Genomic DNA, 17,868 nt, shown 5'->3' with positions numbered 1-17,868 from the left:
ACTTGCTAATCCTCACTGGGAATATTCCAGAAACAAGATAGCATGCGAAGAATTCCTTATGAAGAAATATAGAGAAGAGGGATTCCCTGTAACAATAGTTCGTCCAAGTCATACCTATGATGAAAGAAGCATTCCGCTTGGTGTTCATGGCAACAAAGGCTCCTGGCAGGTTATAAAACGTATGATGGAAGGTAAGCCTGTCATCATTCATGGAGATGGAACATCACTTTGGGCTATGACCTTTAATAAGGATTTTGCAGTTGGATATACAGCACTTATGGGTAATCGTCATGCTATAGGCGAAGCTTTCCAGATAACAGGTGATGAGATACTTACCTGGAATCAGATCTATCAGACTATAGCAGATGCTCTTGGAGTAGAGCTTAAAGCATATCATGTATCTTCATATTTCCTTGCTAAGGCAGGAGCTAAGAAAGGATATGACTTTGAAGGCGGACTTATAGGAGATAAGGCAGTATCAGTTGTCTTTGATAACAGTAAGCTCAAAAAGCTTGCACCAACTATGACAACAACAATACCTTTACATGAAGGTATAAGGATAGCGCTTGATTATATTCTTGCACATCCTGATGAATGCCAGAAAGATGATCCGGAATTTGATGCCTGGTGTGATGACGTAATAGGAGTACTTGAAAATGCTCAGAATTCTTTGAAGTAAATATTATCGAAAGTCCTGCAACATTAATTGTGGTTGCAGGATTTTTTTGCCAAAATGATGTCTTATAAGAAGTATATCTTGGTGAGAGAAGACACGCATTTCTTATAGTGTGAGAAACGTCAGCTAATAATTTAAGCTATTAAGTTGACAGGTATGATATTATGTATTAGTTGTCAAAATGCATTTCGTCGTATATTTTTGACGTTTCATCGCATAAGTGTTTATTTTTTGAGATATTGCAATATAATGATGTAGGTGTAAAAACAGGTTTTACATCATGATCATTTAAATTTTTTTATAAAAGGGGTATATAAAATAAAAAATGAAAGCTATCAATAAATTTATGATTATATTTGGCATATTCTGGATGCTTATAAGCGTAGCTGTTTTAGTTCCGCTTCTTATAGCGTTTAATGGTACAGAAGACTTTTTTGGATTGCTTGCTCTTTCGATTCCTTTTTTGGCAATAGGCATTGTTTTTTTGGTGATCGGATTCAGTTCAATAGTTAAGAAGAATAAATATCTTAAAAAAGGAACCTCTTATTATGGCAAGATTGTTGCCTATGAGACAGATGGCACCGTTATGATCAACAATCGTCCACTTGTAATTGTCCAGGTTAGATATTTTGATAGAAATGGTAGAATTAATACTGTATCAGTATCTACAGGTTCTAATACAAAATCAGGATATAATCTTGGAGAGACAGTTCAGATAGCAGAATATAACGGTAAAACAATTCTTATAAGTGACAGATCACAAAATACAAGACTTCAGGGTGAAGAGACTCTTATTATGACATATAATACAGGAGCTGAATCAATTACGCAGATTCGTCCTGAAAGCTATACATGTCCTCATTGCGGAGCTAACCTTATGATCGCAAGAGGTCAGACCGTTAAGTGTCCTTATTGCGACAGCTACGTTACAAATGAAAGAAAATGGGCTTGACATAACATAAATGTAACACCTTGCGAATTTGATTAACTTGGATAGTTAATAAAGGATTTTCATGTCTTAAAAATCTTATAATTCAAGGCTTAATATCTGTCATTTTATATTCTGGGATCCAAACTCGCTTACGCTCAGACAGGTGGATCCCAAACAGAATACAAAATTCCTTCTATTAAGCTCTTGAATTTAATAAAATTTTTAAAGAACACGAAAATCCTTTATTACTGTCCAAGTTAATCAAATCGCAAGGGAAACAGTGTAATGTATGTGCGAAGCTTGGAGCAATTACTCTGTTGTTTGCATGTCACGAAGCTTGTTTGATTCCTGGAATATGTTCAAAAGAACGCCTTTGAAGACTTCGAATTTTTCTACTGCATCTTCTGAAGATCTTTCTCCTTCGTTTGAAAGGGAAGCAACTTCCTGGCTTGTTGCAGACAGGTTTGAGATACTATCATTGATCTCTGTTGTGGAGCTTGCGATAAGCTTCATTCCTTCGCCCATTTCTGCGAACTTATCGAGCATTTCACTTACGTTATCATTTATACTGGTAAAATTTTCTCCGACTTTTTCTATCATCTCATTTTGAGCAGAAACAGAAGTTACAGTATCATCGATACTATCCATCGCTTTCTGAACATCTTCTGTAAGCTCATTTATGATATTTGTTATTTCGTTTGAAGCTGTATTGGTTTCTGCCGCAAGTTCTCTTACATCATTGGCAACGACTGCAAAGCCCTTTCCTGCTTCACCTGCTCTTGCAGCTTCTATACTTGCATTAAGTGCAAGAAGATTGGTCTGCTTAGATATAGACAGGATTGAAGTTACAATATTAGTAACTTCTGCAACCTTGTCTTTGACGGCCATAGTAGCATCAACAGTTACCTGACTTGTTCTGGATACATCTTCAGATTTTGCTTTAAGTTCTTCTATTCCTTTAACACCTTCTGCTACAGCTTCCTGAGCATTTTCAGAAGCCTTGGTCATATCTTTTCTATGCTGCTCTGTTGCATTGGTCTGGTCCTGGATTTCCTGGACCCTCTGAGCCTGAACGGTTATAGCCTGAGCCGTACTTTCCATGCTGGTTGCGATGTCCTTCATTCCATTGTGCTGAGAGCTTATTATATCTGTAAGGTCCTGCATGTTCTGCTGGGATGAGTTGAACAGATCGGTGATAGTATTAGCAATATCAGCCATCTGATTACCAGTTTCAAGGGACTTTTGAGCATTCTTGCTTATGACTTCATTGTTTTCTTCATTGAACTTTGTCAAAAGAGTTACTGTGCTAAGGCATGCGATGAATGCAAGCGATAAGGTTATAAAAGCAGGGAGTTGTTCAGCATCAAAATAGCCATTTGCTATGCGGTTCTTTACAACTGTAATAGAAAAAGAAAGAAGGATGGCAACAATACCTATTTTACAAAGCCTTACATTCAGATATACGATGCTGCATAAAAGAATTGGAAGACCGAAGGCGAAATAGGCAATATCATTGATCGCAATAAGTAGTACGAAGTAGAATAAAGTCGCTCCGCCCATAATAAGGATCGAACCAAGTTTTACACTCTTAAATCTGAAAAAACCTATAGATGTCATGATACCACCAATTATAGCGCTTAGAATGATCACATTACTTCCTGCATCCATGCCATTTTGTATGATATCAAATACAGCAAGTATGATACCGCTGATAATAATAACACTTGTAACAGCATAACTGTTTTTGTTGGCTCTTTCGTACTGCTTAGCATTCATAAGAACATCCGTCCTTTCTGTAAATAATAAATAAATAGCATTAAAAATATCCCAAATATTTTTCGGATGTTTTTATGGCCAACTTTAGCTTTTTTAGCAAGAAACTCCGACTTTCACAAGTCGGAGTAGTTCGCTGATCTAAATAGAAAACCAATTATTATTACATGATATTTTTTTACTCAATTATGTAACCTGATAAAGCTTTAAATGAAAAAGGATCATTAACTATTTTATTAGTAATAAGGTCACTTTTATTGTAAAGAAGTGATCTGACATCATCAGGTACAACAGATATATCTTTATCAGAATTATTAATTACAACAAATACAGCCTGATCATTATATTCTCTTTTAAAAATATAAAGTCCGTCATTATCTGCGTAAATGGTTGTATAATCGCCTTTTTTTATAGGATCACTGTTATTTCGTACGAGAATCCATCTTTTAAGATATGAACTAAACTCGTTGTCTATATTGTTCCAGTCCATAGGAGAGCGATATTCATATTCTGTGACACCTGAAATAAGACATTCATCCCCATAGAATATTGAAGGAATTCCAGGAGCCATTATCAGATAAAAGTATGCCAAAGCCAGCTTTTTAATATTACCTTTACAGTAACTAAGGAATCTTGGAACATCATGAGAATCAAGGAAGTTCATTTGTGCATTAGCTACAGGCCTTGGATAGCGCATTAGGGATTTTTGAATTTGCTGGTCAAACATAATGGCATTAATCTTATTTTGGGCAAAAAAATCTCTGCACAGGTAAGTGAAAGTATAGTTCATGGCACAATGAAACTGATCACCCTTTAGCCATACATCTGCATCTTCCCAAATCTCTGCAATAAGGAGGGCATCAGGTCGCACAGTAAGGACAGAATTTTTAAAGGCTCTCCAAGTGTCATGATCTACTTCATTGGCTACATCAAGGCGCCATCCGTCTATTCCATATTCTTTGATCCAGTACTGCCCAACTTTACATATATAATCCCTGACTTCAGGATTACCGGTATTAAGCTTTGGCATCTCCTTTACGTAAGCAAAGCATTCATAATTTGGAGGATCCTTATATTCAATAGGGAATTTCAGCTTATAGAACCAGTTGATATACTTTGACTTTTCTCCATTTTTAAGAACGTCTTTAAAGGCCAAAAAGTCAGGACCGCAATGATTGAATACTCCGTCCAGAATGATCCTCATACCATTTTGATGGATCTTAGTTACAAGCTCTTTGAAATCTTCGTTACTACCAATACAAGGGTCAATATTAAAATAGTCAATGGTGTCGTATTTGTGATAGGAATTAGCTATAAAAATTGGGTTTAAATATATGAGGTTAACGCCGAGATCTTTGATATGATCAAGATTGTCAATGATACCTCTTAATGTACCTCCAAGCCTGCTGAAACTAGAACCTTTATAAGTAGTGATAGTTAAGGCTTTGCTTTTGTCTATAGTTCTTTGGCCATTAGCAAAGCTATCCGGGAAAATATGGTACATTACACTGTTATAGGCCCATGATGGAATATTAATAATATCTTCTCGTCTAATATATGGAAATTGAAAATATTCAGTCCTGTGGGCATTCATCAGGCTGGTAAAACCCCTTGAATAGTAATATGTAGTAGTATCATTGTCTTCAAGGCCAAAATAGTAGCAGATGCGGGTTAAGTCTGTAGTTATAATAGCCTCGTAATAATCAAAAAGGTCATCCGATGCACATTTGTGCATAGAAACTTTAGTGACCGGGATAGGCTCTTCATAGGCAACGCGGTCACCATAAAAAACTGCTATTGATCTTAAGTCATCTTTAGCTGTTCTTATTCTTAATGTAATTGTATCTTCGCTTATTGCATATGCATATTGCGAGAGTGGAATGTGAAGTACAGCTTCTTTTATCATAAATTGCTCCGTTATTTGTAAGTATTAAAGTATATAAAAATAGAAAATAGCATTAGATAAAGTAGTATCGTAGTGGAGTCCTAACCCTTTACAGCTCCTCCTGTTATTCCTTCAACATAAAAGCGCTGCATGATAAGGAAAAGCAGTGATATCGGTATTGCTACAATTATTCCTCCTGCGCAGAATACAGAGAAGTAATCTCCAACAAGTGTCCTTTGGACCAGATTAAATAGCCCCATGGCTACGGTCCAATCGGAAGGATCCTTGGATCTTATCATTAGTCTTGCCATAACAAAATCCATCCAGGGAGAAAGAAAAGCGTTTATAACTGTGTATACTATGATGGGCTTGGACAGGGGTATAACGATTTTAGTAAATATCGTATATTCTGAAGCGCCTTCAAGCTTTGCAGATTCTCTAAGTGAGATAGGAATAGTATCAAAAAAGCCTTTGCAGATAAGATAGCCAAGACCTGAACCGGCAGAATATATGATTATAAGTCCTAATATACTGTTGGTAAGGCCCAGAAGTTTCATGACAAAATAAATTGCGATCATAGATAATACACCCGGAAACATACCAAGTATTATATAAAGGCTCATAAGCTGTTTTCTTCCGGAGAATCGCATACAGCTAAAGGCATAAGAAACCATAAGTACAAAGGTGGATGATATCAGGCAGGTAAAAAATCCGATTATCAGAGAATTCATAAACCATGCAGGAAAGTTAGCAACAGTGTCAGGCCTTGCAAAAAGCTGGATATAGTTATCAAGTGACCATTTAGTAGGGAAAAAGTGCATGGTATTGATACCTTTATATGAGCTTAAGGAAGTTACAAAAAGCCATATAATTGGTATAAGCCATATAAATGAAAGGAATGCCAGAAATATATGACGTAGTATAAGTCTTATCTTTTTTTGCATTATTGGAATTCCTCCTCTTTATTACCTGCTATCATTCTGGTAAAAGTCAGAAGTGTCAGTCCTGCACTTATGACAAATACGCATATACCGATGACACTTGCCATTTTATAATTAGAATAATCATTGGTCAGTGTGAATAACCATGTGATAAGAAGATCAACCTCTTTAGCATTTGAATTGGCATAGTTCATATTTGTAGTTACATAATCATTGGTCAAAAGATATATAACGTTGAAGTTATTGATGTTGGCAATAAAAGCAGTTACAAGTGAAGGACCTGTAATAAATAGAACATATGGCATCGTGATCTTTCTGAAAATCTGACGCTCAGTTGCACCGTCTATTTTTGCGCTTTCAAGCTGATCTTCCGGTATATTCATGAGTATTCCCGTTGCACTAAGCATTTGAAATGGAATACCTACCCATAGATTGATAATAAGAACCATAACATTGGCCCAGCCAGGTTTTGACAGAAATGGAATGTAACTAAGACCATGGCTTATAAGGCCTATATCCTGCAAAAATCCTACCAGCCCGATCCTGTTACAAATACTATTGATAATGCCGTAGTCACTGAACATCTTGCCAACAAGAAGAAGGGTTACGAACTGAGGAATCGCTATGGTTATGACAAAAAGACTTCTCCAGAGTTTCTTGAATCTGGTTTTCTTATCGTTTATAAATTTGGCCAGAAGTACTCCGCCATAGAAGGTTGAAAAAGTGGCACAAAAGGCCCAGATAAGAGTCCATAAAAGGATTCTGACAAAGGCATAACCAAAAGTTACGGTTGATGTTGATGTAAACAAGGTCTTAAAGTTTTCAAGACCTACCCATGTAAAAAGATAAGTTGGAGGCTGATGATCTCCATCGTAATTAGTGAATGCGATACATATCATGAAAAGTATAGGAATAACATTTACAAGAAGTATACCTATACTTGGAAGTGTCAACAGAGTTATATAGAACTTGTGATTAAAAAGGTTGCTAATATCTTCAAAAAATGAATTTATATGTTTTCCTTCCTGCTTAAGGCATTGCAACTCATAGTTTGCTCTGACATTACTTAAAGAAAGAAGTATATACATAAAGATAATAAAAATGCCAATAACTCCACACAATAAGATCATAAGAGAATTGTCATAATCATTAACCACTTTGGTAAGTGTCGCAGGATCAAAGATTTCTTTTCGCTCAGTGGTTCCAAGAGTTCCCAGTTTGGATATATATTTAAGTGAAAAGCCAAAGGTGAATAAGAAAAACAGCACTTGTATCAGCTGCATGATAATAGCTTTTGCATATTGTTTTCTTGCTGCATATCCAATACCAAAGATAAAAAGCGAAAATTTGGTAAAGATATCTCCTTTGGTAAAAATCTTTATGAAATCCCGAATGTATGAAACGCGTATCTTTGTCATATTGTTTCCTTTTAAATAAAGATTAAATGCATTTGATATTCCAAAACGATATGGTGAAGGTGCATTTTGTTTTAAATAGCGTAGTCCGCCAAAAAGCGGACTACGTATAATGATGCTTAATAAAAGGAGAGGATTGTATATTAAGCAAAAGATTATTGCATAGAAGCTTTACTATGTATTTTTAAGAAAGTATTTCTTGTGATTTGAAATACATTACTGAGTTATACCAGCTACAGCATCATCCAAAAGCTGCTGGATATCAGTATAGTTTCCTTCAACAAGTGACTGGCCAAGTGTTGCTGCAGGTGCCCAGTAGTTATCACCAACTCTCTGAAGATCAGCATATTCTGACTGCTCAGAAAGAGCTGCAAGTGCTGGAGCATTGGCTATTTCCTCAGAAGATGCAGCGACTATATTTGATGGCCCCTCTCCTGTTGCAAGCGCGATCTTTGTCTGACTTTCTTCGCTTGTAAGGAACTCTGCAAGAAGCATAGCCCAGCCGGGATTTTTGGAATAAGCATTTACACCGATAAATTTATATCCTGCAAATGATCCCATCTGAACCTGTTCGCCATCTACAGTAAAGGTAGGAAGCTTGGTTGCAGCATATCCATCACCATAAGCTTCAACGAATGCATTTGTAGCCCATGTACCATTTACATCAGCTATCATCTCTCCGTTTAAGGCAAATGCCTGAGCATCTTCGTTAACGCAGTTTTTCATTGCCGGATTTTTGCAGATATCTGAAATGGACTGTGCTACAGATGCACCCGTATATTTAGTATCTGTGGCATTCCAATTACAGATATTTTTGCCATCGTCGCCTAGTTTCATTTCAAGGCCGGCTCCTGCGAAGAATCCATACATAAACCATGCACCTGAAACTTCCATACCTACAGTTTTGCCCTGTTCGTTAGCTGCGGCAAGAAGGCTGTCCCAACTCTTGACATCATCTTCTGAAAGATAATTTTTGTTATAGAAAAGGAAGTATCCATTTGAAGCTGTCATGGGATATGCATAAAGCTTGCCATCAACAGATGCAGCTTCTACAGTAGCGGCAGCATTTGTTTGTGCCGGGTCGTATGTATAGGTTGCTTCCACACTCTGAAGAGCACCGGCATTAACGAGGTCAAGAAGCTGATCGTCAGGAAATACAAACAAGTCGCCAGCTGATTCTACATCTGCAAGAACATCATCTTTACAGTTGGCTTCTGATTCAGCACCTATGGTGATATTGAATTCAACATCGGGATATTGTGCCTTGAAGTTTTCAACAAGTTCTGCCATTACCTTTTGGTAGCTTTCTGTTTCTGAGCACCACAGCGTGAGGTCAACAGGATCTGTTGTTGCTGCTATAAGATTTGCTATAGCATCCTCAGAGGCCGATGATTCAGACTTTTCAGTAGATGCATTTGCAGATTCTGCTGTTGTCTGATCGTCGATCTGCTTAACTTCCTGGCTTTCATTGCCACAACCGGTCAGCATTGAAGCAGCCATCATTCCACTAAGTAGTACACTGATTAGTTTCTTTTTCATTCCTTTTCCTCCTTGTGAAAATAATTTCTTTATTTTTGATAAAATAATAAATTTTTGCATTACTAAAACTATGCTTTATATCTGCATTATCAACTGATAAATATTGATTATCAAGAGGAAAACGTTTTTTGTATATGATTATATTAGGAAACCGCTATACCAGAATTTTATTTTTGTGCACTTTAATTGATTGTAGTTATGATATGATTAATTACAAAATAATCAGCATTTAATTGGCAATAAATAGGGAGGATATAGGGATGGCTGTTACAATTAAAGATGTAGCCAAACACGCAGGAGTTTCCGTATCAACCGTGTCTAAGGTACTAAATGATTGGAAAACAATTTCCCAGGCTACTAAAGATAAAGTTAATAATGCCATAAAAGAGCTTAATTATACTCCTAATGCAAGAGCAGTGAGTTTTGCTCGTGGAAATACCAGGAATATCATATATCTTACATCACTTGGAAAAGGTGAAGCTTATAGTAATCCTCATATGTTTGATATAATGTGCGGCGTTTTTTCAAGACTTGCAGCAAATGGATATACCATGACGCTTATGGATATTTCAGATGATCTTCATCCACAGGAGACGGTCGCAGGAATTATCGCCAGAAAAAGTGCTGATGGAATTGTTATACATGGATCTGTTATCAATGAAGAAATTGCAGATTTGATAATTGATAACTCTTTTCCTCATATAGTAATAGGACATCCGGACTTCAATAACAGACTGTGCTGGGTAGATACTAATCATCTTCTTGCCGGACAGTATGCTGCAGAATATCTATCAAATCATGATGTATCGCCTGTATCTTTTATAGGCGGGAAGAAGACCGAATTTATTTCTCATGAGAGAGAACGCGGATTCAGGATGATGATGCTTAAATACAGAAAGAAAATATCACCTGAATATGTCGTTCATACTTCGTCAACCTGGGAAGAGGGATATATATCTGCAAAGAAGCTTCTATCAATGAAGGAGGCACCCAAAGCAATTGTCTGTGAGAACAATACACTTGCAGTTGGAGCTGCAAAAGCTATTAATGAATTTAAGTTAAATGTTCCTGATGATATATTTTTTGTAACTTTTGATATATATCCATATACAACTATCATTGATCCAAAGCCTACAGTAATAGATATAAATGTATATGATATGGGACTTCAGGCAGCGGATATGATAATCAGAAAAATAGATAATCCTTCTCTTATGATCCAAAGCTATACCACACTTCCTGAGATTGTAGAAATGCGTCAGCAGTGATTTTATAACGAGCAAAAAGCGAAGCGTTTGCGAGTTTAACAAAAAGGCTCCGTTTCGTAATGAAACGGAGCCTTTACTAAGTTAAACCAAAGATTTTGTAATACTGATAGTAACGGGTTAACTCTTTGCTTTTTATAATTAGATAGCCAAAAAGCCCATTATCTTTAGATTATGGTTAGTTAACATTAGAAATCAACTTCTGTATCGTAGTAGCAGCACTTAAGGAGCTTCTCCATTTCTTCCTGTGAAGGCTGACGAGGATTGGAGCCTGTACATGCATCAAGAATTGCATTGGCAGCAATATCATGAAGTCTTTCAAGGAAGATATTCTCAGGAACAAAGCCTTGCTCTGCATAGTAGCTGTCTGCACCATAATTCTTGATACAGTGAGGAATCTTAAGATCATCATTCATCTTTCTAAGATAATCTATGAGAAGCTTAACCTTCTCTTCATCACTTGATCCGCCAAGGCACATAACATCAGCGATCTTACCATATCTCTTTAGAGCTGTAGGATCTTTTGCGTTAAATGCAATTACCTTAGGAAGGTACATGGCATTAGCTGCGCCGTGGATGATGTGTGATCCCTGATCAGCGAATACGGCACCTGTCTTGTGGGCCATTGAATGTACAATTCCAAGAAGGGCATTAGAGAATGCCATACCTGCAAGACACTGGGCATTGTGCATCTTGTCGCGCTTATCCATGTCTCCATTATAAGAATCTACAAGATCGGCCTGGATCATCTCTATTGCATGAAGAGCAAGAGGATCAGTATAGTCACAGTTAGCAGTAGAAACATAAGCTTCGATAGCATGTGTCATAGCATCCATACCTGTATGAGCTACAAGCTTCTGAGGCATTGTATGAGCAAGCTCAGGATCAACGATAGCTACATCTGGTGTGATCTCGAAGTCTGCTATAGGATATTTGATACCCTTGTTATAGTCTGTGATAATTGAGAATGCAGTTACTTCTGTAGCTGTACCGGAGGTTGATGATATAGCACAGAATTTAGCCTTTGTACGAAGCTTTGGAAGACCGAATACCTTACACATATCTTCAAAGGTTGTATCAGGATACTCGTATTTGATCCACATAGCTTTGGCAGCATCTATAGGAGAACCGCCACCTATAGCAACGATCCAGTCAGGACCGAACTTGGTCATAGCTTCTGCGCCCTTCATTACTGTATCAACTGAAGGATCCGGTTCAATACCTTCGAAAAGCTCAACTTCCATTCCGGCTTCCTTAAGATAGGATACAACCTTATCAAGGAATCCGAACTTCTTCATTGAACCACCGCCAACACACACAATAGCCTTTTTGCCTTCAAAGGTTTTGAGTGCTTCAAGAGCGCCTTTTCCATGATAAACATCTCTTGGTAAAGTAAAACGTGCCATAAAAATCTCCTCCTGCTTTATATAGTATTTTTTGTTATCATTTTAACAATGTAACAATAATATTTTATCATGAAAAGGTAAATTGTTGTGTTAAATTATTGTGAACTTAAGTATAGTTGTATTCTTGAGGAAAAGGATAATTCTGTTGTCATGCAGGTATCAAAAAGATATTTTACAATTTTGATGATGATGTCCGAATATAGAGATGTTTTTTGACGTAAAAGCGGAGATGATTTAAAATTTATAAGAAGACAGGACATAATTTTAAGGCAACCGGTTTTGACATTAAAGGAGAAATATTATGAAGGTAAGAACATATACTAATTCAATACAATTATCATCCAAAACTATAACTAAAATTATCGCAGTATCCATAGCTGCTTTTATCACGGCATTAATGGTTTTTAATGGTTTATCTGTGGTTTCTTATGCCAAGACTTCTGCCAAGGCTGGTGCTGACGCCGTACTTCAGGATCTTCAGACATATGCTGTATCTAAAGAATATCAAAAGGCAGCAGAATATCTTCATGATATATATAATGATGGAAGCATTTTCCAGCTAGGAGTATCATCAGCTTCTCCTGTTATCAAGGATAATGGAGACGGAACAGGCTGCGGATTATATCAGGGCCTTGATACCTTTCCTGATGGCAGAGCTACAATATATTTCTATTATGGCGGCATGGCAGGTGGTATAAGAAGCGGAAACGGAACAGTCATAAACTGGTCATGGGATAGCGAAGGAAGTGCTACAGGATATTATACTTTCGAAGGATCTTTTGCATCAGATCTTCCTAATGGTAGCGGAACATCAACGGAAGTAGTATATGGATTATATACTAATATTATAGCCGGTAATTATACTAATGGTCTTGAAGACGGTGCTATGATCGAATCCCAGATCAAGGAAGTGATGGAAGAGTTTGAATACAGGGATCTTACATATACTTCTATAGGCGGCGTAAGACAGGACAAGGCAAGGGAAGTTGCAGAGCATATATATGAACAGATAACAGCCTATGGAGTACAGGAATCCTGCACAGTAGATAGCATAGAAACAGAGCTTAGAAACTGGGCGGCTCTTCAGGGCGGCTACATATATATGTATGATCCCAATTATACTAATGTATGTAATCACGGATTTGGACTTGATGAAGATGACGGACCTTTCTGCAACTATGAATGGTGCGTATGGACCACGGACGGCTCAGTAAACGGAGTAAAGCATATAGCGGGATAAAAATGTGCGCAGTTTGATTTATTAATATAGGAACGGGCTATAGAGTAAATGATGCAGTTTCTTCTAAATATCTACTTATCGGACTAAAATCCAGGAAAATTAGAAACAAAGAGTTTCCAAATTGTAAAAGAATTTTTAAGAAAGACAGAAGAATTTTCAATTTTTTTTGGAAAGACCCTTTATTATAATTTTTTTATCACAGAGAGGGAGGGTCATCTGCCTGAAAAGGTGATGATCATCAAACAATTATTTCATTTTTTAATGGAGGGTCAATTATGAAGAAACAGTTACTCAAACAGGTACTTAGCCTTGGTATGGCTGCAGCACTTCTTGTTGGTTGCTCAGGTGGTTCAGCAGATACTACAGGTACTGAGACAGAGGGAACAGGTACAGAGACTCAGGCAACAGAAGGTGAGGCTTCATCTGATATCAAGGTTGGCGTTTCAATGCCTACTAAGGATCTTCAGAGATGGAACCAGGATGGTGAGAACATGCAGAAGGAACTTGAGGCTGCTGGCTATACAGTAGACCTTCAGTATGCTTCTAACGATGTTCAGCAGCAGCTTTCACAGGTTGAGACAATGATCAACAACCAGGTTGACGTTCTCGTTATTGCTGCTATCGAAGGTTCATCACTTGGTGAAGCTCTTGATATGGCTAAGACAGCAGGAATTCCGGTTATCGCTTATGACCGTCTTCTTATGAACTCAGATGCAGTATCTTACTATGCTACATTTGATAACTACATGGTTGGAACAGTTCAGGGTCAGTACATTATCGATCAGCTTGATCTTGATAATGCTGAAGGACCATTCAATCTTGAGATCACAGCAGGCGATCCTGGTGATAACAATGCTATGTTCTTCTATAACGGCGCTATGGATCTTCTTAAACCATATATTGAGTCAGGAAAGCTTGTTATCCAGTCTGGCCAGCAGGAATTTGAAGATGTAGCTACAGCAGTATGGGCAACAGAGACAGCTCAGTCAAGAGCAGAGAATATTCTTTCATCTTACTATGCAGATGGAACCAATGTTGATGTATGGCTTTGCTCTAACGACTCTACAGCTCTTGGCGTAGAGAATGCTCTTGCAGCTAACTACAATGGTGAGTATCCTATCGTAACAGGTCAGGACTGTGACGTTGAGAATACAAAGAACATGATAGCTGGTAAGCAGTCAATGTCAGTATTCAAGGATACACGTACACTTGCTTCTCAGGTTGTTAAGATGGTTACTCAGATCGTTAACAACGAAACAGTTGATGTTAATGATACAGAGACATACAACAATGGTGTGATCACAGTTCCTTCATACCTTTGCGAGCCTGTATTTGCAGATGCATCCAACTATAAAGAGCTTCTTATCGATTCCGGATATTACACAGAGGATCAGCTTCAGTAATTAAGTAAAACCTCGGAGTGAACGGTTTCTTATAAATCGTTCACTCCTGTTTTTAGAAAAAGAATTAGTCTGATCTGTTTTGCTTATAGTGCGCTTATCGCACTTAATTGTTGTAAAAAAGGGAGAGAAAAAGTGCTATGACAATATTGGAAATGAAGAACATAACCAAGACCTTCCCTGGAGTCAAGGCGCTTGATAATGTTAATTTCAAGGTTGAAGAGGGCGAAATACATGCTCTTGTAGGCGAGAATGGTGCCGGCAAGTCCACACTTATGAATGTACTTAGTGGAATATATCCATATGGTTCATACGAAGGGGATATCGTTTATAACGGAGAAGTCTGTAAATTCAACACGATCAAGGATTCAGAGAAAAAAGGTATTGTTATTATTCATCAGGAGCTTGCTCTTGTGCCGGAGATGTCTATCGGCGAGAACATGTATCTTGGAAATGAAAAAGGAAAAAAATCAAGAATTAACTGGAATGAAACATATTCCGAAGCAGATAAGTATCTTAAGATGGTAGGACTTTCAGAGTCCTCAAGAACACCTGTTAAAGCTCTTGGTACAGGTAAACAGCAGCTTGTAGAAATTGCAAAGGCTCTTGCCAAGAAGGCAAAACTTCTTATTCTTGACGAGCCTACATCTTCACTTAATGAGACAGATTCTAAGGCGCTTCTTGATCTTATGCTTGAATTCAAAAAGCAGGGTATGACCATGATCATCATATCCCATAAGCTCAATGAAGTTTCTTATGTTGCAGATAATATTACGGTCCTGAGAGATGGAGGAACAGTTGAAACTATAAGTAATAATGGAGATGAACCTATCTCTGAAGATCGTATCATAAAGGGAATGGTTGGACGTGAGATCACAGACCGTTTCCCGAAACGTCCTGATGTTAAGGTTGGAGATATTGAACTTGAAGTTGATAACTGGACAGTATATCATCCGCTTTATCCGGAAAGAAAAGTTGTTGATAATGTATCGCTGTATGCAAGAAAAGGCGAGGTTGTAGGTCTTTATGGTCTCATGGGAGCAGGAAGAACAGAGCTTGCCATGAGTATCTTCGGACATTCATACGGTGTTAATATCTCAGGATCACTTAAGATTGATGGCAAAGAAGTACGTATGAAAAAGAGTACCAGCTATGCCATTAAGCAAAAGATTGCTTATGTTACCGAGGATAGAAAGGGTAACGGACTTGTTCTTTCACAGGCAATCAAAATTAATACAACGCTTTCAAACCTTGATAGTCTGGCCAAACGTAAGGTTATAGATAAGGATAAGGAATATAACGTTGCGGTTGATTATAAGGAAAGACTTAAGACCAAGTGTCCTACGGTAGAACAGAATGTAGGTAATCTTTCAGGCGGTAACCAGCAGAAGGTTCTCCTTGCAAAGTGGCTTTTTGCTGATCCTGATATTCTTATTCTGGATGAGCCTACAAGAGGTATCGATGTTGGTGCCAAGTATGAGATTTACTGCATCATCAACGATATGGTAAGAGAAGGTAAGACTGTCATTATGATTTCTTCAGAGCTTCCTGAAGTACTTGGAATGAGTGACAGAATCTATATTATGAATGAAGCTAAGATCGTCGGAGAGATGAAGGCATCTGAAGCAACACAGGAGAATATAATGGCAGCAATCCTTAAGTCAGGAAAGGAGGCAACAAAATGAAAGAAAATGTGATAGCTTCCTTTTTCCAAAAATATGCAATGATACTGGCACTCATTGCAGTTGTAATATATTTCAATTTTGCAACAGATGGCAAAATTCTATATGCACAGAATGTAAATAACCTTATATCACAGAATGCCTATGTATTCGTTCTTGCAACAGGTATGCTGATGTGTATTCTTACAGGTGGTAATATCGATCTTGCAGTTGGATCGGTAGTCTGCTTTGCAGGCGGTGTTGGAGCACTGATAATGAAGAGCGGAATGAATGTATGGTTTGCAGTGATCGTAATGCTTATCATCGGCCTTATCATCGGCGCTTTTCAGGGCTATTGGATTGCCTGGGTAAGTGTTCCTCCATTCATTGCAACACTTGCAGGAATGTACGCATTCAGAGGACTTGTAAATGTTGTAATGAAAGGTCTTGCTGTTGGTATTAATGATGAAGTATTCCTTAAGGTGTTTGGCGGTGGAGCTGACTGTTATATTCCTGATAAATTAAAGACTATATTGGGAATGGAGAGCATTGAGCTTAATATAACATGTCTTGTGATCGGTGCTATTGTTGCTCTTATTTATCTTGCTACAACTGTTATCGGTGTTATTAAGGAGAGAAAGCTCAACATAGTTTCAGAAAATCCTTTGATAAAGCTTCTTAAGGCAGTTGTTATATGTATAGTTATCATGGTATTTTCATGCGTTCTTGCAAGCTATAAGGGCGTGCCTACAGGACTTATCTGGATAGCAGCAGTAATGCTTATTTACAATTATGTACTAAATAATACAGCTATAGGCCGTTATCTCTATGCTGTAGGTGGTAATGAAAAGGCTACGGCACTTTCAGGTGTTAATACAAAGCTTGTTTATTTCATCGCTTATGCTAATATGGGATTTCTTGCAGGTCTTGCAGGTATCCTTACAGTAGCAAGAGCTGCTTCTGCTCAGCCTACATATGGTCAGGGATACGAGATGGACGCTATTGCAGCATGCTTCATTGGTGGAGCTTCAGCTTATGGCGGAACAGGTAAGATCTCCGGAGTATTCATTGGAGCTGCTCTTCTTGGTGTTATCAACCAGGGCATGAGTATCATGGGTGTAGACTCAAACTATCAGAAAGTTGTAAAAGGTCTGGTACTTCTTCTAGCAGTTATGTTTGATATTCTGTCCAAGAGAGAGAAACAGTGAGGGGGGACGACAAATGAATAAAGTAACTAATTTTTTAAAAGCAAATACAAGACTTCTGATTCTTATTGTCGTATACCTTTTCTTCTGTATTATGACTCATGGAAGTATTTTCCAGTCACAGTATTTTAGTGCACTTATAATACAGAATGCATATGTTTATATTCTTGGATGCGGCATGCTTATATGTATGCTGACAGGTGGTAACATCGATCTATCCTGCGGATCATTTATTTGTTTCCTTGGATCCGTCGGCGGCGTAATGATGGTTGTTCAGAAGTTAAACGTTGGACTTTCCATAATATCAATGCTTTTGATAGGCATAATATATGGATGTGTACTTGGATTCCTTATTGCTTATGTAAATATTCCGCCGTGGATTGCAACACTTGTTGGCTACCTTGCCTTCAGAGGTCTGGGAACATCAATTCTTTCATCAAATAGTACAACAGGTTCGATTGCTCCTATTCCACAGACATACCTTAAGATCTTTTCAGGCAAGCTTTTTGAAACTCCTGGTAAGCAGATGAA

The 17,868-nt window shown here is 37.7% G+C and carries 14 protein-coding genes; 8 read left to right on the top strand and 6 right to left on the bottom strand.

Annotation, left to right across the window (positions count from 1 at the left end; translation table 11 throughout):
- Positions 1-679, top strand: a 679-nt coding sequence (locus tag K6G87_RS11205; RefSeq protein ID WP_296837143.1) for an NAD-dependent epimerase/dehydratase family protein, incomplete at its 5' end; no start/stop codon positions are given.
- 322 nt (positions 680-1,001) lie between these two features.
- Positions 1,002-1,628 (top strand): hypothetical protein, encoded by a 627-nt coding sequence (locus tag K6G87_RS11200; RefSeq protein ID WP_296837141.1) that lies wholly within the window; start codon positions 1,002-1,004, stop codon positions 1,626-1,628.
- A gap of 288 nt (positions 1,629-1,916) precedes the next feature.
- On the opposite strand, the gene K6G87_RS11195 is transcribed toward K6G87_RS11200, so the two are convergent.
- The 5 genes from K6G87_RS11195 to K6G87_RS11175 form a co-directional block, all read right to left on the bottom strand.
- Positions 1,917-3,383 (bottom strand): methyl-accepting chemotaxis protein, encoded by a 1,467-nt coding sequence (locus tag K6G87_RS11195; RefSeq protein WP_296837138.1) that lies wholly within the window; start codon positions 3,381-3,383, stop codon positions 1,917-1,919.
- Positions 3,384-3,558: 175 nt separating this feature from the next.
- Positions 3,559-5,286 carry an alpha-glycosidase gene (locus tag K6G87_RS11190; RefSeq protein WP_296837135.1) on the bottom strand — a complete coding sequence of 576 codons (1,728 nt, stop codon included), beginning with the start codon at positions 5,284-5,286 and terminating at the stop codon, positions 3,559-3,561.
- 80 nt (positions 5,287-5,366) lie between these two features.
- Complete coding sequence (locus K6G87_RS11185; RefSeq protein ID WP_296837132.1) at positions 5,367-6,209, bottom strand: sugar ABC transporter permease; 843 nt, start codon at positions 6,207-6,209, stop codon at positions 5,367-5,369.
- Complete coding sequence (locus K6G87_RS11180) at positions 6,209-7,624, bottom strand: carbohydrate ABC transporter permease (protein ID WP_296837129.1); 1,416 nt, start codon at positions 7,622-7,624, stop codon at positions 6,209-6,211. The genes K6G87_RS11185 and K6G87_RS11180 overlap by 1 nt, the downstream gene beginning before the upstream one ends.
- A 213-nt stretch (positions 7,625-7,837) precedes the next feature.
- The gene (locus K6G87_RS11175; protein ID WP_296837126.1) at positions 7,838-9,160 is read right to left on the bottom strand and encodes an extracellular solute-binding protein; all 1,323 of its coding nucleotides are present in this window, start codon (positions 9,158-9,160) and stop codon (positions 7,838-7,840) included.
- 260 nt (positions 9,161-9,420) lie between these two features.
- Here K6G87_RS11175 and K6G87_RS11170 point away from each other — a divergent pair, with 260 nt between their 5' ends.
- Positions 9,421-10,428, top strand: a complete 1,008-nt coding sequence (locus K6G87_RS11170; RefSeq protein ID WP_296837124.1) for a LacI family DNA-binding transcriptional regulator — start codon at positions 9,421-9,423, stop codon at positions 10,426-10,428.
- 185 nt (positions 10,429-10,613) lie between these two features.
- Here the strand turns inward: K6G87_RS11170 and K6G87_RS11165 are convergent, their stop codons facing one another.
- Positions 10,614-11,831, bottom strand: a complete 1,218-nt coding sequence (locus K6G87_RS11165; RefSeq protein WP_296837121.1) for an iron-containing alcohol dehydrogenase — start codon at positions 11,829-11,831, stop codon at positions 10,614-10,616.
- A 301-nt stretch (positions 11,832-12,132) separates the two neighbouring features.
- Here K6G87_RS11165 and K6G87_RS11160 point away from each other — a divergent pair, with 301 nt between their 5' ends.
- The 5 genes from K6G87_RS11160 to K6G87_RS11140 form a co-directional block, all read left to right on the top strand.
- Positions 12,133-13,071 carry a hypothetical protein gene (locus tag K6G87_RS11160; protein WP_296837118.1) on the top strand — a complete coding sequence of 313 codons (939 nt, stop codon included), beginning with the start codon at positions 12,133-12,135 and terminating at the stop codon, positions 13,069-13,071.
- A 275-nt stretch (positions 13,072-13,346) separates the two neighbouring features.
- Positions 13,347-14,474, top strand: a complete 1,128-nt coding sequence (locus tag K6G87_RS11155) for a substrate-binding domain-containing protein (protein WP_296837115.1) — start codon at positions 13,347-13,349, stop codon at positions 14,472-14,474.
- Between the two features lie 137 nt (positions 14,475-14,611).
- Positions 14,612-16,156 carry a multiple monosaccharide ABC transporter ATP-binding protein gene (mmsA, locus tag K6G87_RS11150; protein ID WP_296837113.1) on the top strand — a complete coding sequence of 515 codons (1,545 nt, stop codon included), beginning with the start codon at positions 14,612-14,614 and terminating at the stop codon, positions 16,154-16,156.
- Complete coding sequence (locus K6G87_RS11145) at positions 16,153-17,340, top strand: ABC transporter permease subunit (protein WP_296837110.1); 1,188 nt, start codon at positions 16,153-16,155, stop codon at positions 17,338-17,340. Before mmsA ends, K6G87_RS11145 begins: the two co-directional genes overlap by 4 nt.
- 13 nt (positions 17,341-17,353) lie before the next feature.
- A partial coding sequence (locus K6G87_RS11140) for an ABC transporter permease subunit (protein ID WP_442863370.1) occupies positions 17,354-17,868 on the top strand: 515 nt, incomplete at its 3' end.

The sequence above is a fragment of the Butyrivibrio sp. genome, from assembly GCF_024699075.1.
Note: the sequence above shows the minus strand (reverse complement) of the source record. Positions and strands in the feature narration are given on the sequence as shown.

Bases quoted from the DNA above. Each gene is read 5' to 3' on its own strand.
- K6G87_RS11200 (WP_296837141.1), top strand. From the start codon at position 1,002: ATGAAAGCTATCAATAAATTTATGATTATATTTGGCATATTCTGGATG.
- K6G87_RS11190 (WP_296837135.1), bottom strand. From the start codon at position 5,286: ATGATAAAAGAAGCTGTACTTCACATTCCACTCTCGCAATATGCATAT.
- K6G87_RS11180 (WP_296837129.1), bottom strand. From the start codon at position 7,624: ATGACAAAGATACGCGTTTCATACATTCGGGATTTCATAAAGATTTTT.
- K6G87_RS11195 (WP_296837138.1), bottom strand. From the start codon at position 3,383: ATGAATGCTAAGCAGTACGAAAGAGCCAACAAAAACAGTTATGCTGTT.
- mmsA (WP_296837113.1), top strand. From the start codon at position 14,612: ATGACAATATTGGAAATGAAGAACATAACCAAGACCTTCCCTGGAGTC.
- K6G87_RS11185 (WP_296837132.1), bottom strand. From the start codon at position 6,209: ATGCAAAAAAAGATAAGACTTATACTACGTCATATATTTCTGGCATTC.
- K6G87_RS11165 (WP_296837121.1), bottom strand. From the start codon at position 11,831: ATGGCACGTTTTACTTTACCAAGAGATGTTTATCATGGAAAAGGCGCT.
- K6G87_RS11145 (WP_296837110.1), top strand. From the start codon at position 16,153: ATGAAAGAAAATGTGATAGCTTCCTTTTTCCAAAAATATGCAATGATA.
- K6G87_RS11155 (WP_296837115.1), top strand. From the start codon at position 13,347: ATGAAGAAACAGTTACTCAAACAGGTACTTAGCCTTGGTATGGCTGCA.
- K6G87_RS11175 (WP_296837126.1), bottom strand. From the start codon at position 9,160: ATGAAAAAGAAACTAATCAGTGTACTACTTAGTGGAATGATGGCTGCT.
- K6G87_RS11170 (WP_296837124.1), top strand. From the start codon at position 9,421: ATGGCTGTTACAATTAAAGATGTAGCCAAACACGCAGGAGTTTCCGTA.
- K6G87_RS11160 (WP_296837118.1), top strand. From the start codon at position 12,133: ATGAAGGTAAGAACATATACTAATTCAATACAATTATCATCCAAAACT.